The organism is Rhodococcus chondri, from assembly GCF_036327435.1.
GTDB classification, from domain to species: Bacteria; Actinomycetota; Actinomycetes; order Mycobacteriales; family Mycobacteriaceae; genus Rhodococcus; species Rhodococcus chondri.
Genome location: NZ_JAUZMZ010000052.1, coordinates 1 through 23,769, shown reverse-complemented (window position 1 = coordinate 23,769; position 23,769 = coordinate 1). Strand labels below are relative to the sequence as shown.

Below are 23,769 nucleotides of genomic sequence, written 5' to 3'. Positions count from 1 at the left end.
CGCCTCGCTCCGAATTCGAGCAGGCGGAGCCGTGTCGCCAAAACCGCAGCGTAAACCATCTTATGCGTGATTGGATCGAGCTGTGAAGATGGTGCTCGGCCAACCGTGAGGCGACTTCGCAACCGGCCGGGAACACCACCTTTGACAGGGTGAACACGTTCTAGTTAATATGACGCGGGTCACAAGGAAGATCGATTCGTGGGCTGCCCGCCCACGGATTGCCGAGCAACGAACCGACAAGCGAAGGGGGAGTGTTGGTAGACCTCTTCGAGGTCCCACTGCGGGCCGTGGGCGGCCTCTTCGCCATGACCGGCGAAACCGCGCGGGCCCTGTTCTCCAGGCCCTTCCAACGACGTGAGTTCGTGGACCAGGCTTGGTTCGTCGCACGGGTCTCCCTCTTGCCCACGATTCTCGTGGCGATACCGTTCACCGTTCTGGTGAGCTTCACACTGAACATTCTGCTGCGGGAAATCGGAGCCGCCGACCTCAGCGGCGCCGGTGCCGCACTCGGCGCCGTCACCCAGGTGGGCCCCATGGTGACCGTGCTCATCGTCGCGGGGGCCGGCGCGACCGCTATCTGTGCGGATCTCGCCGCACGCACCATCCGTGAAGAGATCGACGCGATGCGGGTCCTCGGAATCAACCCCATCCACCGTCTCGTCGTACCGCGAGTGCTCGCGTCGACCGTGGTGGCTCTGCTGCTCAACGGCCTCGTATGCACCATCGGCATTCTCGGCGGCTTCGCGTTCTCGGTCTTCCTGCAGGACGTGAATCCCGGGGCGTTCGTCAACGGCATCACACTTCTCACCGGTTTCGGAGAACTCATGATCTCCCAGATCAAGGCCGGCCTGTTCGGCATGATCGCCGGGCTCGTGGCGGCCTATCTCGGACTGAACGTCAAGGGCGGCGCCAAGAGCGTCGGCGATGCCGTCAACCAGACCGTCGTCTTCGCCTTCATGGCGTTGTTCGTGGTGAACCTGCTCGTCACCGCCGTCGGCATCAAGTTGACCGCCGGATGAGAGGCGTGGAGGGGAACACATGGTAGTGGTCTCGGCGAGATTCCTCCGTACCCGGCGACGCGCCGCGCGTGCCTCGGGTTCGATCGACCGGGTGGGCGAGCAGGCGCTGTTCTTCGCCAGGGCGCTCGGTGCCGTGCCGCGGGCGGTGATGCACTACCCGAAGGAGACGATCCGGCTGGTCGCCGAGATCAGCATGGGCACCGGCGCGCTCGCGGTCATCGGTGGAACCGTCGTCATCGTCGGCTTCCTGACCCTGTTCACCGGCGGCATCATCGCCGTTCAGGGCTTCAGCTCACTGGGCAACATCGGCGTCGAAGCTCTCACCGGATTCTTCGCCGCGTTCATCAATGTCCGTATCGCCGCCCCGACCATCGCAGGTATCGGGCTCGCGGCGACCATCGGTGCCGGATCGACCGCGCAACTCGGTGCGATGCGGGTGTCCGAGGAGATCGACGCTCTCGAAACCATGGCCATCCCCTCGATCCCGTACCTGGTGTCCACGCGCGTCATGGCCGGCATGATCGCGATCGTGCCGCTGTACTCGCTGGCCGTGATCGCGTCGTTCATCGCCAGTCGCTTCGCCACCGTCGTGCTCTACGGCCAGTCCGCGGGCGTGTACGACCACTACTTCACGACATTCCTCATTCCCACGGACATCCTGTGGTCGTTCGTGCAGGCCATCTTCATGGCCGTCGCGGTGATGCTCATCCACACCTACTACGGATTCAACGCCGGCGGCGGCCCCGTCGGTGTGGGCGTCGCCGTCGGCAACGCGGTACGCGCCTCGCTCATCGCGGTCGTCACCGTCACCCTGCTCATCTCGCTCGCCGTCTACGGCGCGACCGGCAACTTCAACCTGTCGGGATAGGGCGCCGCGCATGGAGACTGCATCGTGGAAGAAGAAGCTTGCCGCCTTCGGGATGGTCGGTGGCCTCGCACTGATCGTCGCCCTCGCCCTGATCATGTTCGCCGGGGGATTCACCACCACCACGCCCGTGACGGTGACCGCCTCGCGTTCGGGTCTGGTCATGGAACCCGACGCCAAGGTCAAGCTCCGTGGCGTCGAAGTCGGACGAGTCTCGTCCATCGACCACTCCCCGGCCGGGGCAGTGCTGCAGCTGGCGATGCAACCGGGTCAGCTGCACATGATTCCGTCCAACGCCCGGGTGTCGATCGAGTCGACCACCGTGTTCGGGGCCAAGTTCGTCAACCTCATCGTCCCGGAAGATCCCTCCCCGGTGCCGCTGCGTGAGGGCGCGGTGATCGCGGCCGACAGTGTCACCGTCGAATTCAATACCGTCTTCGAGCACCTCTCCGACGTACTCGCCCAGATCCAGCCCGAGAAGCTCAACGCCACCCTCGGCGCGCTCTCGGAGGCGTTGCGCGGGCGCGGCGACGAACTCGGTGCCACCGTCGCCGAAGCCGACGAGTATCTCGCGACGATGAATCCGTCGCTGCCGCAACTGAGATACGACCTGCAGGCTGCCGCGGATGTCACCGAGGTCTACGCCGACACCGCCCCCGATCTCATGGACACCATTTCCAACGCGACCGATGTAGGCAACACCATCGTCGACGAACAACAACAACTCGACCTGCTCTTGATGAACCTGACCGGTCTCGCGAACACAGGACGGGACGTGCTCGGAGAGAACGAGAACCAGCTCACCACCGCGCTCGATCACCTGACCCACACCACGACGTTGCTCGGCGAGTACTCGCCGGAACTGACGTGTTTCATCGTCGGCCTCAACGATGCCCGCGTGGCGTTCGAACCGATGGCGGGCACCGGCGAGTATGCGGCACTGACCCTGAGCACCAGCTTCATGGGTGGAGCCACGCCCTACAACCACGAGCAGGACCTGCCGGTGGTGGGCGCGAGCGGCGGCCCGAACTGTCACGGCATGCCGAACTTCGATCCGCGACGTGACGGGCCGGCACCCTTCATCGTGACCGACACCGCGACGACCCCGTTCCAGCCGGCGACGGAGGCCTGGATCCGGTATCCGACGATCTTCGGATTCCTGTTCGGCGACAAGCTCGTGGCAGGGCAGTGATCATGAGAGACACCACGATCAAGTTCCTGATTTTCACCGTCACCATGGTTCTGGTGTTCGCGGGGCTCGCCGTCGTCTTCAGCCAGGCACGATTCACCGGCAGCGAGGGATACCACGCGACGTTCACCGACGTGTCGGGCCTGAAGTCGGGAGACAAGGTCCGGATCGCGGGTGTTCCCGTCGGCTCGGTCGGCGGCGTCGACATCGGCGACGACAACCACGCGGAAGTGGAGTTCGACGTCGATTCGAAGTACACGCTGCTCACCAGCACTCGCGCGACCGTTCGCTACGAAAACCTCGTGGGCGACCGGTACCTCGAACTTCTCGAGGGGCCGGGCAACGCAGCAGCACTCGCACCCGGCGGGACCATCCCGCTCGAACAGACCGAACCGGCGCTCGACCTCGATCTGCTGCTCGGCGGGTTCAAGCCGCTCCTGCAGGGGCTCGACGCGAAACAGGTCAACGACCTGTCCGGGGCGCTGCTCCAGGTGTTCCAGGGCCAGGGCGACACGCTCGTGCAGCTGCTCGGAAACACCAACTCGTTCACCAACTCCCTCGCCGACCGCGACAAACTGATCGGTGACGTCATCGACAACCTCAACGCCGTCCTCGGCACCATCGACGAACACGACCGGCAGTTCACCGACACCATCGACGAACTACAGACGCTCGTCAGCGGCTTGTCCGCAGACCGCGACCCCATCGGCAACGCCATCCCGCAGATCGCGTCCGGCACCGCCGATCTCACGTCGCTCCTGCAGAACAGCCGGCCCGATCTGCAGTCGGTGATCGCCGAGACCAACCGCACCATGACCCAACTCGACCTCGGCAAGGACGACATCAACCGCACCCTCGAGCGGCTCCCGTCGGATTACCGCAAGCTCATCCGCGTCGGTGCGTACGGAAACTTCTTCCAGTTCTTCCTGTGCGCCAACACCTTCAAGTTCTCGGGGCCGGACGGCACCACGATCCGCTACACGTCCGCCAACCACGAGACGGGAAGGTGCGCGAAGATCGAATGAGTTCATCCCGCGAACCCAACCACGTCCAGATCGGCATCGTCGGTCTGGCAGTGTCGACGGCCCTCGTGCTGGCCGGACTCCAGTACGACCAACTGCAGTTCATCTCCGGCGGCCCGACCTACTCCGCGCAGTTCTCCGATGCCGGTGGTCTCGTCCCCGGCGACGACGTGATGATCTCCGGGGTGAACGTCGGCGACGTCACCGACGTCCGGCTCGACAACCAGCTTGTGCTCGTGACCTTCCGGATCCGGGACGGTATCGCACTCGGCGACGCGACCGGCGCCGACATCAAGACCAACACCGTGCTGGGCCGCAAGTCCCTCGCCGTGCGGCCGGACGGGACCGGGGTCATGCGACCCGGATCGGTGATCACGGTCGACCGCACCAACTCGCCGTATTCACTGACCGATGCGCTCGGCGACCTCACCACCACCGTGTCCGACCTCGACACCGATCAGATCAACGAGTCCCTCGACGCGCTGTCCGGTTCGCTGCAGGACACCCCACCGGAAATCCGCGGGGCGCTGGAGGGGATGACCCGGCTGTCACAGTCGATCAACTCCCGCGACGAATCACTGCTGCAACTGCTCGAACGGGCCGAATCGGTGACCGGCATCCTGGCCGAGCGGAGCGACCAGGTGAACGCGCTGCTCGTCGACGCCAATTCCCTGTTCGGTGAGTTGAGTCTGCGTCGCGACGCCATCACGGAGCTCATCGCCAACATCTCCTCCGTGTCGCGGCAGCTGACCGGCGTCGTGCAGGACAACCAGGCCCAGATGGCGCCCACACTCGAGAAGCTGAACGCCGTCACCGCGAACCTGCAGGCGAACAAGGAGAACATCGCCGGCGCGCTCGACGGCCTCGGCCCCTACATCAGCGCGCTCGGCGAATCGGTGGCGAGCGGCCCGTTCTTCAACGCCTACGTCTCCAACGTCCTGCCCGCCCCCTGGTGGAAGGCGCTCGTCGACAGCCAGCTGGCACCCGACCTGCTCCCGCAGGACCTGCAGGACATCATTCCGAAGGAACCGCCGTCGATCACGAGGGATGGCGAATGAGTACCGAAACCGTGGGTGCGCAGAGCACGTCCCGCAGCCGGCCGAAGTGGTTGCTCCCCGTCGTCGCCGGGGTGGTGATCGTGGCGCTCGTCGCCGCCGTCGTCCTGTTCGTGCTGCCCGACTGGGGCAAGCGGACCGTATACTCCCAATTCGTCTCCACCAGCGGCCTGTACGAGGGCGACGACGTGCGGGTGCTGGGAGTGTCGGTCGGAAGGATCTCCGACATCGAACCCGGCGACGACCTCGTGCGCGTGACCATGAAGGTCGACGACTCGGTGAAGGTCCCGGCCGACGCCAAGGCGGTCATCGTTGCGCAGAGCCTGGTGTCGGCACGGTTTGTGCAACTGACGCCCGTCTACGCCGGAGGGCCCGAATTTGCCGAGGGCGCGACCATTCCCGTGGAGCGCACCGCGTCCCCGGTCGAATGGGACCAGATCAAGACCGAACTCATGCGGCTGTCGGAGGCGCTCGGTCCCGAGGAACTCGATCCGCAGGGATCCCTCGGGCGCTTCATCGACACCGGAGCCGAGAACCTCGATGGCAACGGTGAGACGATTCGTGCAGCCCTGAGAGAGTTGTCCGAGACCATGAGCACGCTGTCGGAGGGCCGCACCGACCTCTTCTCGACGGTCCGCAATCTGCAGACGTTCGTCTCGGTGCTGTCGTCGAGCAACGAACAGATCGTGCAGTTCGGTGGTCGTCTCGCGTCGGTGTCCGATGTGCTGGCCGCGAGCTCGGATCAGCTCGGGGTATCGCTGACGGATCTGAACGTGGCGGTGGGCGACGTACAGCGGTTCGTGCAGGACAACCGCGCCGGTCTCACCGAATCGGTGCAGCGGCTCGCCGACGCCACCGAGGTGCTCGCCCGCAAGCGTCCCGAGATCGAGCGGGTGCTGCATTCCGGCCCCACATCGCTCGCGAACTTCTACAACATCTACAAGCCGGCGCAGGGCTCGCTCACCGGCGCCCTCGCGATCAGCAACATGGCCAACCCGGTGGAGTGGATGTGCGGGTCGGTGGCGGCAGCCGCCAACGCCACGTCCGAACGCAGCGAGGAACTGTGCCGTCAGCAACTCGGCCCCGTTCTCGCCTCGATGTCCGCCAACTACCTGCCGTTCATGGCGAATCCGCTGGCCGGGGTGCAGGCCTTCCCCGGCCAGATCCAGTACAGCGAACCGTGGCTCGAATCTGCCGCGGCCGGCCGCGGCACCGCGCCGGAGGCACCCGCACCGGCACCGACCCCGCTCGACGGGCTGCTGTCGGGCCTGCCCGCCGTCGAAATGCCGAGCGACCTCGGTTCGCTGCTGCAACCGGGAGGAGGACGATGACCGGCCGACCGGGTACCGGGCGATCGACCGCCCGACGCTTCACTGCCCAGCGGTTCGTGGCCGCGGTGACCACAGTGGTCGCCGCCGCGACACTGACCGGATGCGAATGGAACGGGCTCAATTCGATCCCCATGCCGGGCACCGCGGGTCGCGGAGAAGGCGCGTATCAGATTCAGATCCGCATGCCGAATGTCACTACCCTCACGCAGAACTCACCGGTGCGGATCGACGACGTCACGGTCGGCTCGATCGCGAAGATCGAGGTCGAGAACTGGCAGGCGCTGGTGACGGTGGCGCTCGAGGAGGACGTCCTGCTGCCCGCGAACGCGACCGCCCGTATCGGCCAGACGAGCCTGCTCGGCTCGCAGCATCTCGAACTGGCACCGCCGACCGACGTACCGCCGGAGGGCCGACTCGAAGCCGGCGACATCATCCCGATCGAGCGCGCCGGTGCGTATCCGACCACGGAGCAGACGTTGTCGTCGTTGTCGGTCGTGCTCAACGGTGGTGGTCTCGCCCAGATCAACGACATCACCACCGAACTCAACGCGGCGCTGGTCGGCCGCGAGGATTCGTTCCGGAACCTCCTTCCGCGCCTGAACGAACTCGTCTCCACCCTCGACGAACAGCGCGGGGACATCGTTTCGGCGATGGAGGGGATGGATCGGCTGGCCTGGACGGTGAACAACCAGAACGACACCCTGGTGCGGGCACTGGAAGAACTGCCCCCGGCGCTCGAAGTGCTCGTCGACCAACGAGAAAGTCTCACGGCGGCGATGACGTCGCTGGGTGAGCTGAGTACCGTCGCGAGTCGTGTGGTGGAGAACAGCGGGGAGGACCTCGACACCAATCTGGAGGCGCTCGCGCCGACACTGCGAGCCCTCGCCGACTCCGGAAGTTCGCTGACCGAGGTGCTGGGTGTGCTTCTCACCTACCCGTTCCCGCAGAACGGGATCAATAATGTCATTCGTGGCGACTACGCCAACCTCGCGATGACGATCGATCTCACGCTCGACCGCCTCGACCTGAACTTCCTGTCGGGCACACCCCTCGCCGGCCGTCTCGCGGGACCCGAAGGGATTCTCGGCCGCGACGCCGGTCTGGCGGCTCAGGCCGTGGACCCGTTCCAGGCTCCACTCGCTCCGCCACCTCCACCGCAGGACACCGGCCCGGGGGGCACCCTCAGTATCCCCGGAATCGGTGAGATCACCATTCCCGGTCTGCCCCTGGGGGTTCCCGCGCCATGATGCTCTCGAAGTTCGTCCGCATCCAGCTAGCGATCTTTGCCGTGCTGACCGTGATCGGCTTGGTCGTGATGTCGCTGCAGTACGTGCGCGTACCGGAACTGCTCGGCATCGGTCGCTACACGGTCACAGTCGAATTGCCGTCCACCGGCGGCCTCTACCCACACGGCAATGTCACATACCGGGGTACCACCGTCGGCACGGTGAAGGCCGTGAAGCTCTCGCCGACGGGAGTCGACGCGATCCTGTCGATCGACAGCGACTACAAGATTCCCTCCGATGTCGGTGCGAACGTCCGCAGTGTGTCGGCGGTCGGCGAGCAATACGTCGATCTCGTTCCCGCCGAAAACAATTCGAGCGGTGAATACTTGGCCGACGGCGATGTCGTCCCGTCCGACCGTACGACCGTCCCGCAGGAGGTCGGTGCGCTCCTGGATCAGGCGGACCTCCTGCTGGCAAGCATCAGCGACACCCGGCTGCAGACCGTCGTCGACGAAGCATTCAACGCGTTCAACGGATCCGGTCCGGAGCTGCAGCGACTCATCGACTCCACCCGTCTTTTCGTGCAGGAGGCGTCCGCGAACAGTGACGAGACGCGGCAACTGATCGATCAGATCGGACCGCTGCTCGACACCCAGGTCGTGACCAGCGACGCGATCCGGTCCTGGACCCGCGACATGGTGACCTTCACCGACCGGTTGCGCGACAGCGACCCCGACCTCCGGGCCCTCATGGAAAAGGGTCCCGGTGCCGCGGCGGAAGCGGAAACCTTCCTGCAGGACCTGCGCCCGACGCTGCCGCTCCTGCTCGCCAACCTCGTCAGTGTGGGTGAGGTCGGCGTCATCTACAACGCGGGGATCGAACAGATTCTGGTGCTCTATCCGCCGATGACGACCGCGCTCATCACCGCGGCCGGCAGCGGCCCGCCGCAGGACGGCGCGGTGGTGGACTTCCATCTGCAGCTGCACGACCCGCCGCCGTGCCTGGCCGGATTCGTGCCTCCGGAGCAGTGGCGGAGCCCGGCGGACACGTCGATGGTGCCCACTCCGGGAGACGTGTTCTGCCAACTGCCGCAATCGGACCCGAATGCGGTGCGGGGTGCGCGCAACCTGCCCTGCATGGAGTATCCGGGTCGTCGAGCTCCCACTCCGGATCAGTGCCGCACCGGATACGTTCCCGGGTACATCGACAATCCGTGGCGGGGGCCCCCGACGCCGGTGGCCGGCGAGAACAGCGTGCCGACCCCTGCATCGCACAACACCTCCACCGCCGATGCGGCTCCCGCAGGGGTGACCGCGCGCCGCGTGGATCCCCGGACCGGCACGTACATTGGACCCGACGGCACCGTGTACCGAAATGCGGATCTCGGGGGAGAGAGCTTGGAAACCTACATGAAGGCGCAACAGGGCTGATGACGGACGACCAAGGCCAGAAGACCGACACCGGAACCGTCGACCTGACGAAAACTCCGGCCCCGGAACAACCCCGGCCCGAAGACGCGGCTCCGGTGTGGCCCCGGAGGGTCGTCGCCGTCGCATCGGTGCTCGTCGTCGCGCTCGTCGCGGCGGGGGCGTGGCTGTTGCTCGACCGGCAGTCCGCGAGCGAACGTGACGAACGCCGCGAAGCGTTCGTGCAGGCCGCGAGGCAGACCGTGTTGAACCTGACCACCATTCACGCCGACAACGCCGAAGCCGACGTGCAGAGGCTCCTCGACGGAGCGACAGGCGATTTCAAGGCCGAGTTCGAGGGGCGCGAAGGACCGTTCGTCGAGGTCGTGCAGCAGGCCGGTGTCACCACGATCGGTGAGGTGCTCGAGGCCGGGTTGCAGACCGAGGACGGTACGTGCGCCGCGTCGCTGGTGGCGTCGAGGGCGATGGTGAGCAACGCCGACCAACCCGAGCCCGAGCCCCGCGATTTCCGTTTGCGGGTGACGATCTGCGACGAGAACGGCCGTTTGCTGGCTTCCAAGGTGGAGTTCGTGCCGTGAGCGACAACGAGAAGGACGATCACGTGACGACAGTCCAGCCGAGCGAGAGTTCTGCAGTCGAGAGCCCTGCAATCGAGGACCCTGCAACCGGGACGAGTAGCCCGGGCGCCACGCATCTTCCCCTGATCGCGCGCGCGCTGGTCGTCGTCGCCCTGGTCTTCGCCGTCCTCGTCGGATGGCTGGCCTGGGGCATGTTGCAGGACTCGGCGGCCGAGGCCGCGCGGCAAGAGGCACGGGCCGTCGCCGAAGAGCAGGCCGTCGCCATGCTCGCCTACAACTACGAGACCGTCGACGAACAGACGGCGGCGGCTGCCGGAGGGCTCACCGGCGACTTCCGGGACGAGTACACGAATCTGATGGCCGACATCATCGCGCCGGGCGCCAAGGAGAAGGCGATCAGCGTGCAGGTGAGCGTGCAGGCGTCGTCGGTGGTGTCGGCCGATACCGATCGCGCGGTGACCCTGCTGTTCCTGAACCAGATCACTACCAGTTCCGAGAATCCCGAGGCGGTGAGCAGCGGAAGCCGGGTGCGTATCGAACTCGAGAAGCACGACGACCGGTGGCTCGTGAGCCGGCTGACGCCGATCTAGCGGATCTGCTGCCGCGCCAACGCTATTCGGGTTCGCTGGCCTCTTCGGGAGCGATCAGGGCGGGGCCGGCAGCCCCACTGTGCGAGAGGGCATCGAGGAACGAGCGGGCCCAGCGGTCGACATCGTGCGTGAGCACCTGTCGCCGCAGTGCGCGCATGCGCCGGCGTCCCTCGTCGCGAGGCTGGGTCAGAGCGGCTTCCATCTTGTCCTTCACGTTCTCGAGATCGTGAGGGTTGCACAGGAACGCCTGACGCAGTTCGGCTGCGGCACCGGTGAACTCGCTGAGCACAAGTGCGCCCCCGAGGTCGCTGCGGCACGCGATGTACTCCTTGGCGACGAGGTTCATCCCGTCGCGCAGCGGCGTCACCAGCATCACATCGGCGGCCACGAAGAACGCGATGAGTTCTTCGCGGGGCACCGGCCGGTGGATGTAGTGCACGACCGGACGGCCGACCTCCGCGTATTCGCCGTTGATGCGGCTGACCATCTTCTCGATCTCGCCGCGCATGTGCACGTACGAGTCGACACGTTCGCGGCTCGGCGTCGCGAGCTGGACCATCACCGTGTCGGTCGGATCGACGCGCTTTTCCGCAATGAGTTCGTGGAGAGCGTCGAGACGTACATCGATGCCCTTGGTGTAGTCGAGCCGGTCGACACCGAGAACGACCTTCTTCGGGTTACCGAGTTCCTTGCGTATCGCTTTGGCCCGGTCGCGAATCGACTTGCGGCGCGACTGTTCGTCGAGTTCGCCCGACGCGATCGAGATGGGGAACGCTCCCACCCGCACGGTCCGGAACCCGACCTGCACGACACCGAGTTTGGAGCGCACGCCGACGTTGCCCCGCGACGTCTGGTGGCCGAGCAACTGACGTGCGAGATACAGGAAGTTCTGGGCGCCGCCGGGCAGGTGGAACCCGATGAGGTCGGCGCCGAGCAGGCCTTCGACGATTTCGGTTCGCCACGGCATCTGCATGAACAGTTCGACCGGTGGGAACGGGATGTGCAGGAAGAAGCCGATGGTCAGGTCCGGGCGCAGCATCCGCAGCATCTTCGGAACCAGTTGCAGCTGGTAGTCCTGGATCCACACGGTCGCGCCCTCGGCGGCCGCCTTGGCGGCGGCTTCGGCGAATCGGCGATTGACCTCGACGTAGACGTTCCACCACTCGCGCTGGTACTCGGGGCGGACGATGACGTCGTGATAGAGCGGCCACAGTGCCGCGTTGGAGAAGCCCTCGTAGTAGTCGGCGATCTCGTCCGCACTCAGCGGCACCGCATGCAGAACGAGATCGTCCTCGACGAACGGATCCATCTCGACGTCCGCGACACCTGCCCATCCGACCCACGCGCCCCGATTGGCGCGGAGGATCGGTTCGAGTGCGGTGACGAGGCCGCCCGGGCTGCGTTTCCAGCGGGTGGTGCCGTCCGGTAGCCGTTCGAGATCGACGGGCAGGCGGTTCGCCACGACCACGAAATCCGATTCGGTGAGAATGTCGGAGTCGTCGGTCGATCCCGCCTCGCCTGTCGTCACTATGTGTTTCCTCTCTCGGCCGGATCCTCGGTCAGTGGTCGGTCAGTGCTTCTCGGCGGGACCGATGCCGAGCATCGACAGCAGCATGCGGCATTCGTCCGCAGTTTCGGCGTAGGCGGCGACGACGCGTTGCGCCTGCCGTGCGGTTTCGTCGGCGACGGGCTCGAGGTCTTCGTCGACGATGTCGTTCGCGGTCGTGGGTTCCGCGGCCATGGTGTTCCTCCCAGCATCGCTGCTCGGTGTGAGCAGGCGTTCTCGTCCGACTCTATGAGAATCGGACACCGCGCCGCCACCCTCGACATGCTGGATCGATCAGGGGTGAGGTGCCCGCGGTACGGTGGAGCAGGGTTGCGCCGCGCGTTTCGGCAGCGGCGCTCTATTCGGCATTCATCGAGGAAGGTCTTCATGCCCATTGCGACGATCAACGGCATCCCGCTGAACTACCAGGTCAAGGGCACCGGCGACTTGGTGGTTCTGATCATGGGTACCGGCAGTCCGGGTCGCGTGTGGGATCTGCATCAGGTGCCTGCGCTCGTGAAGGCCGGCTACCGGGTCGCGACGTTCGACAATCGGGGGATTGCGCCGTCCGGTGAGAGCCTTGCCGGCATCACCATCGAAGACATGGTCCGTGACGTCGCCGGGCTGATCGAACTGCTCGGCGGTCCGGCGTATGTGGTGGGCACGTCGATGGGCTCGCGCGTCGCTCAAGAACTCGCCTTGACCCGTCCCGCTCTGGTGCGCAAGGCCGTCTTCCTCGCCGGCCATGCCCGGATGGACCAGTTCCAGCTGACTCTCACCGAGGGTGAGCGTCAGTTGTACGACAGCGGTGTCGAACTGCCGTCGAAGTACCGTGCCGCGATAACGGCAGTGATGAACCTGTCGCCGGCGTCGCTCGTCGATCAGAACACCGCTCGCGACTGGCTCGACGTATTCGAGTTCAGCAGTGGCAAGGTGTCGCCGGGCGTGCGAGCACAGCTCGGTATGGACCGTGAGTTCGACCGGCGTGTAGCGTACCGCGAAGTGAAGGTGCCCTGCCTGGCCGTCGGTTTCGCCGACGATCGGATGATCCCGGCGTACCTGTCGCGCGAGTTGGCAGCCGCGATCCCGAATGCCCGCTACGAGGAGATCCCCGATGCCGGGCACTACGGCTACCTCGAGCGTCCCGAAGCGGTGAACAAGGTGGTGCTGAACTTCCTGGCGGACTGACCGGGACTCGATTCTCGAGCGGCGGGAGCGTAAGCTACCGGCCGGTCGGGACGGGATGGGCGAACTTGGTAGAATACCGGACCATCACACCTACGCAACAAGTGAGGCGAGATGAGCACGAATCCATTTGACGACGAAGACGGCCGCTTCTACGTCCTCGTGAACGACGAGGAGCAGTACTCGCTGTGGCCGACCTTCGCTGAAGTCCCGCAGGGCTGGCGAGTGGTATTCGGCGAAGAGTCGCGTGCCGCGTGCGTCGAGTACGTCGAGCAGAACTGGACCGACATGCGTCCCAAGAGCCTGCGCGATGCCATGGAAGCCGACGAAAAGGCCCGCCAGGCCAACGCCTGACTTTCTAGATCCGACGAGGGTCACGCTGCTTCCGACGGAGGCGCAGCGTGGCTCTCGTTTTTCGTTCGCCGGTCGATGCTCCGGTGGCGATCGGCCCCGTGAGCGGTATGGGGCCGGTAGTGGAGATCGGACCGGTGGAGATCGAGCCGGTCGGTAGCGGACCGGTGACCGCCGGTAGCGGGCCGGTGACGATCGGTATCGGACCCGTCGTAGCCGTCGAACTCGTGCTCTCGTCGTCACGTTGCCACGGCCCGATACGCCGCATCTGCGGACGACGCAGACCGCTCGCCCCCAGCAAGCTCCTCGGGTGACGAGTGCTACGAGCGAGCCACTCGCCGAGGGTGACACCCGCCGCCAACGCACAACCGATACCGAACGCTGCGAAGAGCGCCGTCAATCCCGTCGCGATCTCGTTGCGGAGCATCGCGTACAGACCCCGGTACAGCGCCAGGCCGGGAAGCAGCGGAGTGATACCTGCAACCGCCACGACGAGCGGAGGGGTCAGCGCGCGGCGGGCCATCAGGCCACCGGCGAAGCCGATCACCGTGGCCGCGACCGCCGACGAGATGATCGGCCCCAGTCCCAGCCCGAGCGCGAGCTGGTAGCCCAGGCTGCCTGCCGCACCGCCGAGCGCGGCCACCGTCAGCGCCCTGCGCTCCGCATAACAGGCCAGTGCGTAGAACATCGCGGCACCGGCGCCGGCAACGACCTTCGTGGGCAGCTCGGTCAGGTCCGGCAGCGGGTCGTACGTGATCAGCGGCAGTTCGGCGCCGAAGACCCCCGCGATGCGGAGAGTTGTCGCGACACCGGCAATGATCCCGCCGGTCATCATGAGCAACTCGAAAAACCGTGCGGATGCCGTGATCGGTGCCCCGGTGATCGCGTCCTGCACCGAACCGACAAGCGACAAACCGGACAGCAGAACGGTCACTCCGGCCGCGATGATCAGCCCGGGGGAGACTTCGTAACCGATGACATTGCGCAATCCGTACAACGTGATGGCCGGGGCGGTGGCAATGATGCCGCCCACCAGGTGCTGGAAGAAGAAGGGCAGGCCGGCGGTGTTGAGGATGCGGTTGACGCGGTCGATGATGAACGTCGATGCAAACGCCATCAGGGCCACGACCGCCTCGCCGCCGAGCAGTACCGCGATGGCCGCGGCCATCCCCGACCACGCCACCGTCGCAACCCACCGGTTGTAGGGGTGTGGGGCGGTGGTGAGCTCGAGCAACTCTTCGTGCGCCTGCGACGGAGAGATCGCATCGCGGCGGATCCGCCGGGTGAGTCTGTCGACCGCTGCCAGTCGCGTGAAGTCCATCGACCGGTACTGGACCACCCGCATGGTGCTGGCCGGCGGCATCGTCGGGCCTCGGTACGCGGAAAGAACGATCGAGTTGTAGGTGACGTCCACGTCGCACCGGGCGAGGCCGTAGGTGGCGGCGACGAATCGCACCTGCTCGGCAGTGTCGATCGCACCGGTGCCCGATGCGAGCAGAACCTCGCCGACGCGCACCGCGACATCCAGCGCTTCGGCGACCACTGCATCGTCCGTCAGATCGATCGGCTGGAGTGGCGCCGGAGCGGCGGTTACGTCGTCGATGGTTGCGCGGCGGCTACCGAGGAGTCGGTCCAACGTGTCGGTCAGAAAGCTCACCGGTCCCCTCCCGCGACGTGAGCACTGGCGGCGGGGGTCGTTCGCATGGAAACCACCGTAACCAACGCGGGTGGGTGCGCGTGCTCCGCGCAAGGCGCTATATGATGGGCGACGCTCGACTGCCTCCTTAGCTCAGTGGTAGAGCACTCGCCTTGTAAGCGAGCGGTCGTCAGTTCAATCCTGACAGGGGGCTCCAGCAGTATTTTTCGGACGAATAGGCCTCTGATCCCCGGCATGATGCGGGATCAGAGGCCCGCTGAGGTCCTGCTATGACTCGCACCGTGCTCATCGTGATATTGCTCATAGCAGCATTCGCGGCCGCTGTCGCGGCAGTTCGGAGAGGGTCGGCGATCAGCGTGGCAGAGTGGGATGCCGACCCGATCGGCCCCGACGATCTGGCCGGTTGATGCGCCGGTTCGGGTTTATTTCGCTTGCCTGAGTTCCAGGGCGTCGTCATCGACGAAGACCAATCGGCCGTCGTCGAGTTCTACGGCCCACCTGCGCACCGGCGCCCAGTCGCGGCCGAGGTTGTCTCCGACCGCCTGCTGGGCGCTGCCGAAGTCCTGAACGATCTTCCCTGGGACCGGGGTCTTTCCCGACGTCGTCGAGCGGACGACCACTGCTGTTCCCACCGAGAATTCGCGCGGTGTGCCTGCCATAGTCGCGATCATGCCACCCGGATGCCGAGTTGGCGGCGGTGCGAACGAAATCCGCCCACGTTCTTTCGAACGTGGGCGGATTGTTCATCGGGAGCTTTCCCTCACCGCAGCGACAACTTCTGATGGGCCTGCTCGGCGAAATCCCGGTCGACCATGAGGTCGTAGCGCGCGGCTTCGATGCTCTTGCGTGAGACGAAGTCGCGGCGGCCGCCGGTCCCGTAGTGGGCGACGAACCCGAGAGCGGCGCCCCACAGCGCACCGAATCCGGCGCCGGCGAGCAGCACGGCGGCCATGCTGACCATGGGCAGGAACAGACCGAGCATGAGTCCGAAGAGAAGACCCGTCCAGGCGCCGGCGCCTGCGCCGTTCGCGGTGGACCGGCCCGTCGTCATGCGGCCTTCGATCTGCTCGACCGTGGTGACTCCCTGGCCGACCACCCTCAGGTACTCGACCGGGAAGCCTTCGTCGGACAGGTGGTCGATGGCGTGTTCGACGGCTTCGTAAGTGCGATAGCTCTCGAGGAGAACCTCCGGATCGGTGGTGGATCCGGGGGTGGGTGCGTAGATCTCCGTCATACGTCCTCCTCTTATGTGGCTGATATGGCGTACTCTATGGATGCAAACGATACGACTAGCGTAGCGTATCGTTTCGTAGCGTTTTGAATCGGGTGGTGTTTTCGAGAGACTCGTTGGTCTTGCGTCGGTCTCGCGCGGCATACTCGCCCTAGGGAGGAACTGAAATGGTGGTCGATGCCGAGGCGGGCTCCGCGGAATCCGCGTCCGTGTCGCCGCGGCGGCCGTCCAGGACGCGCGCCGGAACCGAAGGCCGGATCTTGACGGCGGTGCTGGAGTTGCTGCGGGCCCACGGGCCGCGGAGAGTGACCGTGGAGGCCGTCGCTGCCCTGTCCGGCGTAGCCAAGACGACGATCTACCGGCGCTACGCGAACCGCGACGAGTTGCTCGAGGCGGCGTTGCACTCGCAAGTCGTCGAACCGTGTGTGCCCGACGGTCTGTGCGTCTACGACCGGGTCAAGTGGACCCTCGAGTTGATTCGCGCCGCGCTCGCGAGCGACATGGGCATGGGCAGTGTCAGCGCAATCCTGACCGACCAGGACCCCGACTTCACCGAGTCTTTCCGGGAGATCATCAACGCGCGAAGCAAGGTCGTCGGCGACGTCCTGCGCGCGGCGGTCGAGAGCGGAGCGGTTCGCGAGGATCTCGACATCGACACCGCGGTGTCCATGCTGGTCGGGTCGTACCTCGGCGCGTATCTGCGGCACGGCAAGGTGGACGCGACGTGGGCCGACGAAGTCGTACACATAATGTGCCCGGAGCTCGAACCGGACTCGGTGGGCCCGCCGTCCGGCCCGGCGCCGGGACCGGTTCCCGCATAGCGACCATGCAGTCACGCCCGTAGGCTCGGGAGGGTGGGCGATGCTCAGGACTGTTCGGTGGCAGTGGTCGGGTCGTTGAACCTGGATTTGACGGCAGAGGTCGCCCGCGCCCCAGAAGAGGGAGAAACCGTTCTGGGAAGGCGCATTTCGACCCATCCGGGCGGCAAGGGAGCAAACCAGGCCATCGGCGCGGCGCGTCTCGCACGTACGGCGATCGTCGGCGCGGTCGGCAACGACCATGCCGCCGACGTGGTTCGAGACGCCCAGCGGGCCGGGGGAGTGGATACCAGGTTCCTCTACACGGCAAACGTGCCGACCGGTCGCGCGATCGTCGTCGTCTCGCGGGATGGGCAGAACCGGATCATCGTGGTCCCCCAAGCGAACTCGATGCTCGACGTGCAGCAGGTCACCGCCGCGCTCGACGAACTCGATCCGTCCGTGGTGCTCACCCAACTCGAACTCCCCGCGGCCGTCACCCGGGCGGCAGCCGCATGGGCGACCGAACACCACCGCAGGTTCGTTCTCAATCCGAGCCCGGTCGCACCCGTCGACGACCTGATCCTGGGCGCGGCCGATCCGCTCGTCGTCAACGAACTCGAAGCGGCCTACTACGCGGAGGCCGCCAATTGCGGGGGAGCGCCGGATACCGAGATCGAATCCGTCGTCGCTCGCCTGCTCGAGCTCGCGACCACCGTCGTGGTGACGCGGGGAGGCGACGATGTCGTGGTCGGGACGCAGGACGCTGTCGAGTACATCCCGGTCCCGCACGTCACGGTGGCGGACACCACGGGGGCGGGCGATCACTTCGCCGGTACGCTCGCGGCACTGCTCGGTGCCGGCGAGGATCTGTTCACGGCGGCAAGGCGGGCGGCGTCGGACGCGGCGGAATTCGTCTCGAAACCGCGCTCGGAGCGCTGAACGCCCGCTATATCGGCGGCGGGAGCTCGCCCTTGGCGCCGCTGCTGGTGCCGCTGTTGGTGCCGCTGCGCAGCCACCGGCCGGGTAGTTTGCCCGCGAGGTCGCCGAGTGGCCCCACCGCGCCCCGGAGCAGTTCCACGGTTTCCTGCAGCGTGTTGATGCTCTCGTTCATCCGGATGATGCCGGGGGTCAGGCTGGTGAGGATTTCGGCCAGCGACACGATCTGATCGAGTGGGCCGCCTTCGGCGAGGAGCCGCTCGAGGGCACCCCGCTCGGACAGCAGCACTTCCAGGACACCGTTCTCGGCGAACGCGCGCTCGACGATGCCGCCCGGCCTGATCGCGGTGTCGACCAGCCCACCCGGAGCAGTGAGGCGCTCGATGGCGCCGTCCTGCGCGAGCAGTCGTTCGAGCGGACCGTTGTGCGCGGTGAGGCGGTCGAGAAGCCCGCCCTGCGACAGCAAGCGGTCGAGTGCGCCGTCGTCGGCGAGGACCCGGTCGAGAGGCCCACCCGGCGCGGTGAGCCGATCCAGTGCACCCCCCGGTTCCAAGAGTCTGTCGAGGAGACCGCCGGGCACGGTGAGCCGATCGACCGGCCCGTCGGGCGCGAGCAATCGGTCCAGCGGACCGCCCGGTCGCATCGCCTGGCCGAGTCCGCGGTCTTCGGAGACGAGCTGCGACACCTGCTGCAGCAGTCCGACAGATCCACGGGTATCGGGCAGGCCCACGGCGCCCAGCGTCGAATATGTCGACGGGGACACTGCGAGACGCACGGTGCCGATGACCGTTTCGGCGACTCCGAGTGCGGAGTCGGCCGCTGTCAGGCCGACTCGCAGCGGCAGGGCAAGCACGGACCCCAGATTCATGGCCCCACTGTAACGGCAAGCACACGCCGCAGGCAGGGCAGAGTTTGCAGGAAGTCAGTGCAGCACTTTCAACCCCACGACGCACACGACGATGCCGGCGATGAGCAGGATTTTCGCGATCGACGCGGCCTCGGTTCCGGTCAGCATGGCGTAACCCACGGTCAGCGCCGCTCCGATACCCACCCATACGGCGTACGACGTGCCGATCGGCAGCGTGCGCATCGCGTAGGCCAGACCGGCCATGCTCGCTATCAGGGCGACACCGAAGACGAGGGTGGGGGCAAGGCGGGTGAATCCGTCGGATCGCCCCAGGGCCGTGGCCCATACGGCTTCGAGCACACCGGAAAGGACGAGAACGATCCAGGCCATGACGACAACGCTCCTGCACCGTCTTGTCGCTGGCCGGGTACGGTGCGCTCGTCCGGGTGGGCCGACCGTGGCCACCGTTCACGAAGGCTATGGAGATTCGGCACCGCGGGCAAATCCGGTGCCGCGGCGCGCAGTCAGGAAGCGCGCAGTCAGGAAGCGCGCAGCACGCCTGCCACCTCTGTGGTGACGCTGCAGATGCATCCGCCGACGATGTCCGAGCAGTCGACGACGAGCGAGTGCCGCACGAGCGCGAGGTCGGTGCAGTCGGGGTCGGTGCATTCGATATTCACGATCGTATGCAGGACCAACGTCCCGTGGCAGTGGTCGAGATCGTCCTTGCAGGCGGTGCACGTCATGACTTCTTGATAGCACCGGGCGCGGACAGAGTCACCGAGGGTGCCCCCTGCGTGTCCTGCCTATTATCTTTCGTGGACGAAACGACTGTCCGAAAAGCCGGAAAAGGGGTAGCGCAATGGGGATCACCGACATCGTGTCGCAGGCGGCGCGCAACGCGTGGTCGCTGTTCGTTGCCGACGGCATTGCACCCCCGCACCGGACACCGTCCGTCGTCGTCGGCGACGGCCCCCACCGCACCCTGCGCCGGTTCGGCCCGAACGACGCCGGCGCCCCCGTGCTGCTGGTGACGCCGCTCGCCGCGTCGTCGAGCTGTTTCGACCTGATGCCCGACCAGAGTCTCGTGCGGTACCTGCTCGGTCTCGGCCGCAGCGTCTTCCTGATCGAGTACGGCGAGATGACCGCGCAGGACCGCGATCTCGGCCTCGAGTACTGGATCGACGATGTGCTGCCCGAAGCGATCGAGCGCGTGTCGGAGCTGTGCGGTAACCGGGACGTCGACGTCGTCGCCTGGAGTATCGCCGGAACGCTGTCCCTGCTCAGCGCCGCCGCCCATCCAGAGCTGCCGCTGAGGTCCATGGCCGTATTCGGCAGCCCCATCGACTACTCGAAGATCCCGTTGATGGCTGTGCCGCGTCTGGCCGGCAAGTTTCTCGCCGAACCCGTCATCGGTGCCGCCACCGCGCTGTTCGGCAGTATCCCGGCACCTGCCGTGCGGCTCGCCTACCGGATCACCGCGCTCGAGCGGGAGCTGACCCGGCCCTGGTTCATCGCCCGCAATCTCGCCGACTCCGACAAGCTCGCCCGGATGGAACTCGTCGATCGCTTCCAGGACGACATCTGCGGTTATGCGGGCCGGGCATTCGAGCAGCTGGCGATGCGGTTGACCATCGCCAACGAACTGCCCACGGGCAGGCTTCACCTCGACGGGCGGGTCGTCGACCTGTCCCGGGTCACCGTGCCGGTGCTCGCGTTCGGCGGAACCGACGACGTACTTGCCCCCATTGCCGCGGCCGAACCCGTCACCTCGGTGCTGACGAATGCGCCGAGGGTGCGGTTCGTGCGGGTGCCGGGCAGCCACCTGGGGTTGCTCACCGGCCCGCTCGCTCCTGCCACGTCGTGGGCCGAGCTGGCGGTGTTCCTCGCCGACCCGATGGGAGACCGACCCGGCGAGGTCGAGAGCGACGATGCGGTCGTTCAGCCGGGAACGTTGTCGCTGTAGCCCAGCTCGCGCAGCGCCGCCCGGATATTGTCCTGTGCCCGGTCGAGGGATTCGGGCGACGGGTTCTTCTCCGCCGAGGCGAAGTCGAAGTCTCCGAGCGAATACGCGGGGAACACGTGCAGATGCAGGTGTGGCACTTCGAGGCCGGCGATCATGAGGCCCGCGCGCGGCGCGTCGTAGGCGGCACACACGGCGCGTCCCAGAATCCGGGCGACACCGTTGACTTTCGCCCACAGGTCGTCGTCGATGTTCTGCCAGTGATCCACCTCCTGCCGAGGGACGACCAGCACGTGCCCCTCGGTGAAGGGGTTGATGGTGAGGAACGAGACGACGTCGTCGTCCTGCCACACGAAGCGGCCGGGGAACTCGCCCGAAATGATCTTGCTGAACACGGATGCCATACCGGGCAGGATAGGCGGAGCGGAGCCCGGCCGTATCGTCTCGCTCATGAACGGGGCCGGACCGCCGCGCAGTGGCACACTGCGCACGCTCGTGGGCGAACTGGTGAGCCACGTCCTGGCCGAGCTGCCGGACGACCGGCGCATCGTCGTCGGCCTGTGCGGTCCGCCGGGGGCGGGCAAGAGCCGCGCCGCAGGGGAGCTGGTGTCGGCCCTCGCCCGGGCGGGTATCGCTGCCGGACAGGTACCGATGGATGGATTCCACCTCTCCAACCGCCAACTGGATGCGCATGGAACCCGCTCCCGAAAAGGCGCTCCGGAAACCTTCGACGTCGCCGGGTTCCACAGACTGCTCCAGCGCGTGCGCACCGAACTCGACGAGACGATCTACGTTCCCGACTTCTCCCGTCCGCTCGACGAACCGATCGCCGCCGTACATGCGATCGAGCCGCACACCCGGGTCGTCGTCACCGAAGGCAACTATCTGCTTCTCGACACGGGCGGATGGGAGCGCCTTCGCCCGCTGATCGATCTGGCGATCTATCTCGATGTCCCCGACACGACCCTCCGGCCACGCCTGATCCACCGGCACCGCGCGACCGGTCGTGCCGATGCGCAGGCCCGGGACTGGGTGCGCGAGGTCGACCTCCCGAACGCCGCAACGGTTGCCCGGACCCGCTGCCGCGCCGATCTGGTGTGGCGACCGGTCCCGTAGTCTGTCGTGCGTGCGCGTACTCGTTATCGGCTCCGGTGCCCGTGAACATGCCCTCGTCGTGGCTCTGTCCCGCGATCCCGGAGTGACGGCCGTGCTCGCGGCTCCGGGCAATGCCGGGATCGGGAGAGTCGCCGAGCAGTTTCCGGTCGACGCGGCCTCGGCCGAACAGGTCGTCGCGCTGGCGCAGGAGCAGGAGGCCGATCTCGTCGTGATCGGCCCCGAGGTGCCGCTCGTGCTCGGCGTCGCCGACGCGGTGCGCGCCGCCGGCATCGCGTGCTTCGGCCCGTCGGCCGACGCGGCGCGCATCGAAGGGTCGAAGGCGTTCGCCAAGGATGTGATGGCGTCCGCGGGTGTCCGCACCGCACACAGCGAGGTCGTCGACAGCCCGGCCGGGATCGACGATGCACTCGACCGGTTCGGCCCGACCTGGGTGGTCAAGGACGACGGGCTCGCCGCGGGCAAGGGGGTCGTGGTCACCACCGACCGCGACGCGGCACGCGACCACGCCGCCGAGATCATCGAGAACGGCCATCCCGTGCTCCTCGAGTCGTTCCTGGACGGCCCGGAGGTGTCGCTGTTCTGTCTCGTCGACGGCGAGACCGTGGTGCCGTTGCTGCCGGCGCAGGATCACAAGCGGGTCGGCGACGGTGACACCGGTCCCAACACCGGCGGGATGGGCGCCTACACGCCGTTGCCGTGGCTGCCCGAGGGCAGCGTCGAGCGCATCGTCGGGGAGGTGGTCGAACCTGTGGCCGCTGAACTCGTGCGCCGCGGATGCGGTTTCTCCGGCCTGCTCTACGCGGGTCTCGCGATGGGATCCGATGGTCCCGCCGTCGTCGAATTCAATTGCCGCTTCGGGGATCCCGAGACGCAGGCGGTTCTGGCACTGCTCGAATCTCCGCTCGGAGAGGTGCTGTCCGCCGTCGCGACCGGCACGCTCGCACAGCTGCCGCCGCTGCAGTGGCGCGACGGTGCCGCGGTGACCGTGGTCCTCGCCGCCGAGTACTACCCGGCCAGTCCCCGTATCGGCGATGTCATCACGGGAGCCGACGGCGACAAGGTGCTCCACGCCGGAACGAAGCTCCGCGAGGACGGCGCGGTCGTATCGGCCGGTGGCCGGGTGCTGAGCGTCATCGGTGTGGGCGACGATCTCGCCGCGGCGCGTGCGGACGCGTATGCCGCGCTCGGTGCGATCAAACTTCCGGGTGGGCACTACCGCAGCGACATCGGTCTCGCGGCGGTCGAAGGACGCATCACGTTGTAGCGTCAACATAAACCTTGCCACCTACCGGATGTATGTTGCACACTCTCTGCATCTTCCGAAGGGCCAGAGGTGGAAACATGGTTTCGTGGAAGCGAGAACCGGCGCAGGATCCCACTCCGCTGCGTCACCACAGCATCACCCGTTACCCATTGCCGGACGACATCGTCGTCGAGCGGGACGTACCGATCCGCACCGCGGACGGGACCACACTGCGCGCAAACGTGTACCGGCCGGGTGGCCTCCCCACGAGCGGTCGCACTCCTGCCGGTCGCGCCGCCGTCGATACCTCGGACACCCGTCATCCGGTGCTGGTGAGCGTCACCCCGTACGGCAAGGACGCATCCGTCGACCGGTATCCGGTGGATTTCGGCGCTCTGGCCGAATCCGGTAATTTCGTCGGCGCCCTCGAGCTCAGCGACTGCACACCGTTCGAGGGACCGGACCCCGCGTACTGGGTGCCGCGCGGCTACGTCGTGGTGGTCGCCGACCTGCGTGGCTGCTTCGCCAGCGGTGGACGCCCGCGACTGCTGCTCGGCCGCGCCGCCGCCGCCGCGGCCGACGAGATCGAGTG

The 23,769-nt window shown here is 66.6% G+C and carries 28 protein-coding genes, 1 tRNA gene and 1 riboswitch; of the genes, 20 read left to right on the top strand and 9 right to left on the bottom strand.

Annotated features, from left to right (window positions below):
- Positions 1 to 254: 254 nt before the first annotated feature.
- From Q8814_RS11370 to Q8814_RS11325, 10 genes are read left to right on the top strand one after another with little or no spacing between them, the layout of a single operon-like run.
- Entirely contained in the window at positions 255 to 1,019 is a 765-nt protein-coding gene (locus tag Q8814_RS11370) for an MlaE family ABC transporter permease (RefSeq protein ID WP_330152129.1), read from the top strand.
- Between the two features lie 19 nt (positions 1,020 to 1,038).
- Entirely contained in the window at positions 1,039 to 1,887 is an 849-nt protein-coding gene (locus tag Q8814_RS11365; protein WP_330152121.1) for an MlaE family ABC transporter permease, read from the top strand.
- Positions 1,888 to 1,897: 10 nt separating this feature from the next.
- Entirely contained in the window at positions 1,898 to 3,076 is a 1,179-nt protein-coding gene (locus Q8814_RS11360) for an MCE family protein (RefSeq protein ID WP_330152120.1), read from the top strand.
- Positions 3,077 to 3,078: 2 nt separating this feature from the next.
- Entirely contained in the window at positions 3,079 to 4,098 is a 1,020-nt protein-coding gene (locus tag Q8814_RS11355; RefSeq protein ID WP_330152119.1) for an MCE family protein, read from the top strand.
- Positions 4,095 to 5,153 (top strand): MCE family protein, encoded by a 1,059-nt coding sequence (locus Q8814_RS11350; RefSeq protein ID WP_330152118.1) that lies wholly within the window; start codon positions 4,095 to 4,097, stop codon positions 5,151 to 5,153. Before Q8814_RS11355 ends, Q8814_RS11350 begins: the two co-directional genes overlap by 4 nt.
- Complete coding sequence (locus Q8814_RS11345; protein ID WP_330152117.1) at positions 5,150 to 6,481, top strand: MCE family protein; 1,332 nt, start codon at positions 5,150 to 5,152, stop codon at positions 6,479 to 6,481. The genes Q8814_RS11350 and Q8814_RS11345 overlap by 4 nt, the downstream gene beginning before the upstream one ends.
- Positions 6,478 to 7,728 (top strand): MCE family protein, encoded by a 1,251-nt coding sequence (locus tag Q8814_RS11340; RefSeq protein ID WP_330152116.1) that lies wholly within the window; start codon positions 6,478 to 6,480, stop codon positions 7,726 to 7,728. Before Q8814_RS11345 ends, Q8814_RS11340 begins: the two co-directional genes overlap by 4 nt.
- Complete coding sequence (locus Q8814_RS11335; protein ID WP_330152115.1) at positions 7,725 to 9,137, top strand: MlaD family protein; 1,413 nt, start codon at positions 7,725 to 7,727, stop codon at positions 9,135 to 9,137. The genes Q8814_RS11340 and Q8814_RS11335 overlap by 4 nt, the downstream gene beginning before the upstream one ends.
- The gene (locus Q8814_RS11330) at positions 9,137 to 9,712 is read left to right on the top strand and encodes a hypothetical protein (RefSeq protein WP_330152114.1); all 576 of its coding nucleotides are present in this window, start codon (positions 9,137 to 9,139) and stop codon (positions 9,710 to 9,712) included. Before Q8814_RS11335 ends, Q8814_RS11330 begins: the two co-directional genes overlap by 1 nt.
- Positions 9,709 to 10,302 carry a twin-arginine translocation pathway signal gene (locus Q8814_RS11325; protein ID WP_330152113.1) on the top strand — a complete coding sequence of 198 codons (594 nt, stop codon included), beginning with the start codon at positions 9,709 to 9,711 and terminating at the stop codon, positions 10,300 to 10,302. Before Q8814_RS11330 ends, Q8814_RS11325 begins: the two co-directional genes overlap by 4 nt.
- Positions 10,303 to 10,324: 22 nt before the next feature.
- On the opposite strand, the gene Q8814_RS11320 is transcribed toward Q8814_RS11325, so the two are convergent.
- Entirely contained in the window at positions 10,325 to 11,830 is a 1,506-nt protein-coding gene (locus tag Q8814_RS11320) for an alpha,alpha-trehalose-phosphate synthase (UDP-forming) (protein WP_408015883.1), read from the bottom strand.
- Positions 11,831 to 11,872: 42 nt separating this feature from the next.
- Entirely contained in the window at positions 11,873 to 12,043 is a 171-nt protein-coding gene (locus Q8814_RS11315) for a hypothetical protein (protein WP_330152112.1), read from the bottom strand.
- Between the two features lie 192 nt (positions 12,044 to 12,235).
- On the opposite strand from Q8814_RS11315, the gene Q8814_RS11310 reads away from it, so the two are divergent.
- Both Q8814_RS11310 and Q8814_RS11305 read left to right on the top strand, forming a co-directional pair.
- Positions 12,236 to 13,036 carry an alpha/beta fold hydrolase gene (locus Q8814_RS11310; RefSeq protein WP_330152111.1) on the top strand — a complete coding sequence of 267 codons (801 nt, stop codon included), beginning with the start codon at positions 12,236 to 12,238 and terminating at the stop codon, positions 13,034 to 13,036.
- Between the two features lie 111 nt (positions 13,037 to 13,147).
- Positions 13,148 to 13,387 (top strand): MbtH family protein, encoded by a 240-nt coding sequence (locus tag Q8814_RS11305; RefSeq protein WP_330152110.1) that lies wholly within the window; start codon positions 13,148 to 13,150, stop codon positions 13,385 to 13,387.
- A 4-nt stretch (positions 13,388 to 13,391) separates the two neighbouring features.
- On the opposite strand, the gene Q8814_RS11300 is transcribed toward Q8814_RS11305, so the two are convergent.
- Positions 13,392 to 15,041, bottom strand: a complete 1,650-nt coding sequence (locus Q8814_RS11300; RefSeq protein ID WP_330152109.1) for a threonine/serine exporter family protein — start codon at positions 15,039 to 15,041, stop codon at positions 13,392 to 13,394.
- Positions 15,042 to 15,162: 121 nt separating this feature from the next.
- On the opposite strand from Q8814_RS11300, the gene Q8814_RS11295 reads away from it, so the two are divergent.
- Together Q8814_RS11295 and Q8814_RS11290 are read left to right on the top strand one after the other, a co-directional pair.
- Positions 15,163 to 15,237, top strand: a tRNA-Thr gene (locus tag Q8814_RS11295).
- A 73-nt stretch (positions 15,238 to 15,310) separates the two neighbouring features.
- Positions 15,311 to 15,448 carry a hypothetical protein gene (locus Q8814_RS11290; protein WP_330152108.1) on the top strand — a complete coding sequence of 46 codons (138 nt, stop codon included), beginning with the start codon at positions 15,311 to 15,313 and terminating at the stop codon, positions 15,446 to 15,448.
- A 15-nt stretch (positions 15,449 to 15,463) separates the two neighbouring features.
- Here Q8814_RS11290 and Q8814_RS11285 read toward each other — a convergent pair whose 3' ends face one another.
- Complete coding sequence (locus tag Q8814_RS11285) at positions 15,464 to 15,700, bottom strand: hypothetical protein (RefSeq protein WP_330152107.1); 237 nt, start codon at positions 15,698 to 15,700, stop codon at positions 15,464 to 15,466.
- 101 nt (positions 15,701 to 15,801) lie between these two features.
- Complete coding sequence (locus tag Q8814_RS11280) at positions 15,802 to 16,275, bottom strand: general stress protein (protein ID WP_330152106.1); 474 nt, start codon at positions 16,273 to 16,275, stop codon at positions 15,802 to 15,804.
- A gap of 164 nt (positions 16,276 to 16,439) precedes the next feature.
- Here Q8814_RS11280 and Q8814_RS11275 point away from each other — a divergent pair, with 164 nt between their 5' ends.
- Entirely contained in the window at positions 16,440 to 17,093 is a 654-nt protein-coding gene (locus Q8814_RS11275; RefSeq protein ID WP_330152105.1) for a TetR/AcrR family transcriptional regulator, read from the top strand.
- A gap of 33 nt (positions 17,094 to 17,126) precedes the next feature.
- Positions 17,127 to 18,011: a ribokinase gene (locus tag Q8814_RS11270; protein WP_330152104.1), complete on the top strand. Its 885-nt coding sequence runs from the start codon at positions 17,127 to 17,129 to the stop codon at positions 18,009 to 18,011.
- Between the two features lie 7 nt (positions 18,012 to 18,018).
- On the opposite strand, the gene Q8814_RS11265 is transcribed toward Q8814_RS11270, so the two are convergent.
- The 3 genes from Q8814_RS11265 to Q8814_RS11255 all read right to left on the bottom strand — a co-directional run bounded on the left by Q8814_RS11265 (position 18,019) and on the right by Q8814_RS11255 (position 19,601).
- Complete coding sequence (locus Q8814_RS11265; protein ID WP_330152103.1) at positions 18,019 to 18,876, bottom strand: ABC transporter; 858 nt, start codon at positions 18,874 to 18,876, stop codon at positions 18,019 to 18,021.
- Positions 18,877 to 18,930: 54 nt separating this feature from the next.
- Positions 18,931 to 19,245 carry a DMT family transporter gene (locus tag Q8814_RS11260; RefSeq protein ID WP_330152102.1) on the bottom strand — a complete coding sequence of 105 codons (315 nt, stop codon included), beginning with the start codon at positions 19,243 to 19,245 and terminating at the stop codon, positions 18,931 to 18,933.
- Positions 19,246 to 19,257: 12 nt separating this feature from the next.
- Positions 19,258 to 19,323, bottom strand: a riboswitch (guanidine-III (ykkC-III) riboswitch).
- Between the two features lie 71 nt (positions 19,324 to 19,394).
- Positions 19,395 to 19,601 (bottom strand): hypothetical protein, encoded by a 207-nt coding sequence (locus tag Q8814_RS11255; RefSeq protein ID WP_330152101.1) that lies wholly within the window; start codon positions 19,599 to 19,601, stop codon positions 19,395 to 19,397.
- 116 nt (positions 19,602 to 19,717) lie between these two features.
- On the opposite strand from Q8814_RS11255, the gene Q8814_RS11250 reads away from it, so the two are divergent.
- On the top strand, positions 19,718 to 20,821 hold the full coding sequence (locus tag Q8814_RS11250; protein WP_330152100.1) for an alpha/beta hydrolase: 1,104 nt from the start codon (positions 19,718 to 19,720) through the stop codon (positions 20,819 to 20,821).
- Here Q8814_RS11250 and Q8814_RS11245 read toward each other — a convergent pair.
- A complete protein-coding gene (locus Q8814_RS11245) occupies positions 20,797 to 21,222 on the bottom strand; it encodes an HIT family protein (protein WP_330152099.1) in 426 nt (141 codons plus the stop codon). The genes Q8814_RS11250 and Q8814_RS11245 overlap by 25 nt on opposite strands.
- 46 nt (positions 21,223 to 21,268) lie before the next feature.
- Between Q8814_RS11245 and Q8814_RS11240 the strand changes: the two genes are divergently transcribed.
- The 3 genes from Q8814_RS11240 to Q8814_RS11230 all read left to right on the top strand — a co-directional run.
- The gene (locus Q8814_RS11240; protein ID WP_330152098.1) at positions 21,269 to 21,934 is read left to right on the top strand and encodes a nucleoside/nucleotide kinase family protein; all 666 of its coding nucleotides are present in this window, start codon (positions 21,269 to 21,271) and stop codon (positions 21,932 to 21,934) included.
- Positions 21,935 to 21,944: 10 nt separating this feature from the next.
- On the top strand, positions 21,945 to 23,198 hold the full coding sequence (gene purD, locus Q8814_RS11235) for a phosphoribosylamine--glycine ligase (protein WP_330152097.1): 1,254 nt from the start codon (positions 21,945 to 21,947) through the stop codon (positions 23,196 to 23,198).
- A 77-nt stretch (positions 23,199 to 23,275) separates the two neighbouring features.
- The coding region (locus Q8814_RS11230; protein WP_330152096.1) for a CocE/NonD family hydrolase at positions 23,276 to 23,769 on the top strand (494 nt) is incomplete at its 3' end.

Excerpts from the sequence above, each read along its gene's own strand:
- Q8814_RS11365 (WP_330152121.1), top strand. The coding sequence starts at position 1,039 with ATGGTAGTGGTCTCGGCGAGATTCCTCCGTACCCGGCGACGCGCCGCG.
- Q8814_RS11360 (WP_330152120.1), top strand. The coding sequence starts at position 1,898 with ATGGAGACTGCATCGTGGAAGAAGAAGCTTGCCGCCTTCGGGATGGTC.
- Q8814_RS11355 (WP_330152119.1), top strand. The coding sequence starts at position 3,079 with ATGAGAGACACCACGATCAAGTTCCTGATTTTCACCGTCACCATGGTT.
- Q8814_RS11350 (WP_330152118.1), top strand. The coding sequence starts at position 4,095 with ATGAGTTCATCCCGCGAACCCAACCACGTCCAGATCGGCATCGTCGGT.
- Q8814_RS11345 (WP_330152117.1), top strand. The coding sequence starts at position 5,150 with ATGAGTACCGAAACCGTGGGTGCGCAGAGCACGTCCCGCAGCCGGCCG.
- Q8814_RS11340 (WP_330152116.1), top strand. The coding sequence starts at position 6,478 with ATGACCGGCCGACCGGGTACCGGGCGATCGACCGCCCGACGCTTCACT.
- Q8814_RS11335 (WP_330152115.1), top strand. The coding sequence starts at position 7,725 with ATGATGCTCTCGAAGTTCGTCCGCATCCAGCTAGCGATCTTTGCCGTG.
- Q8814_RS11330 (WP_330152114.1), top strand. The coding sequence starts at position 9,137 with ATGACGGACGACCAAGGCCAGAAGACCGACACCGGAACCGTCGACCTG.
- Q8814_RS11315 (WP_330152112.1), bottom strand. The coding sequence starts at position 12,043 with ATGGCCGCGGAACCCACGACCGCGAACGACATCGTCGACGAAGACCTC.
- Q8814_RS11310 (WP_330152111.1), top strand. The coding sequence starts at position 12,236 with ATGCCCATTGCGACGATCAACGGCATCCCGCTGAACTACCAGGTCAAG.
- Q8814_RS11305 (WP_330152110.1), top strand. The coding sequence starts at position 13,148 with ATGAGCACGAATCCATTTGACGACGAAGACGGCCGCTTCTACGTCCTC.
- Q8814_RS11290 (WP_330152108.1), top strand. The coding sequence starts at position 15,311 with ATGACTCGCACCGTGCTCATCGTGATATTGCTCATAGCAGCATTCGCG.
- Q8814_RS11285 (WP_330152107.1), bottom strand. The coding sequence starts at position 15,700 with ATGGCAGGCACACCGCGCGAATTCTCGGTGGGAACAGCAGTGGTCGTC.
- Q8814_RS11280 (WP_330152106.1), bottom strand. The coding sequence starts at position 16,275 with ATGACGGAGATCTACGCACCCACCCCCGGATCCACCACCGATCCGGAG.
- Q8814_RS11275 (WP_330152105.1), top strand. The coding sequence starts at position 16,440 with ATGGTGGTCGATGCCGAGGCGGGCTCCGCGGAATCCGCGTCCGTGTCG.
- Q8814_RS11265 (WP_330152103.1), bottom strand. The coding sequence starts at position 18,876 with ATGAATCTGGGGTCCGTGCTTGCCCTGCCGCTGCGAGTCGGCCTGACA.
- Q8814_RS11260 (WP_330152102.1), bottom strand. The coding sequence starts at position 19,245 with ATGGCCTGGATCGTTCTCGTCCTTTCCGGTGTGCTCGAAGCCGTATGG.
- Q8814_RS11255 (WP_330152101.1), bottom strand. The coding sequence starts at position 19,601 with ATGACGTGCACCGCCTGCAAGGACGATCTCGACCACTGCCACGGGACG.
- Q8814_RS11250 (WP_330152100.1), top strand. The coding sequence starts at position 19,718 with ATGGGGATCACCGACATCGTGTCGCAGGCGGCGCGCAACGCGTGGTCG.
- Q8814_RS11245 (WP_330152099.1), bottom strand. The coding sequence starts at position 21,222 with ATGGCATCCGTGTTCAGCAAGATCATTTCGGGCGAGTTCCCCGGCCGC.
- Q8814_RS11240 (WP_330152098.1), top strand. The coding sequence starts at position 21,269 with ATGAACGGGGCCGGACCGCCGCGCAGTGGCACACTGCGCACGCTCGTG.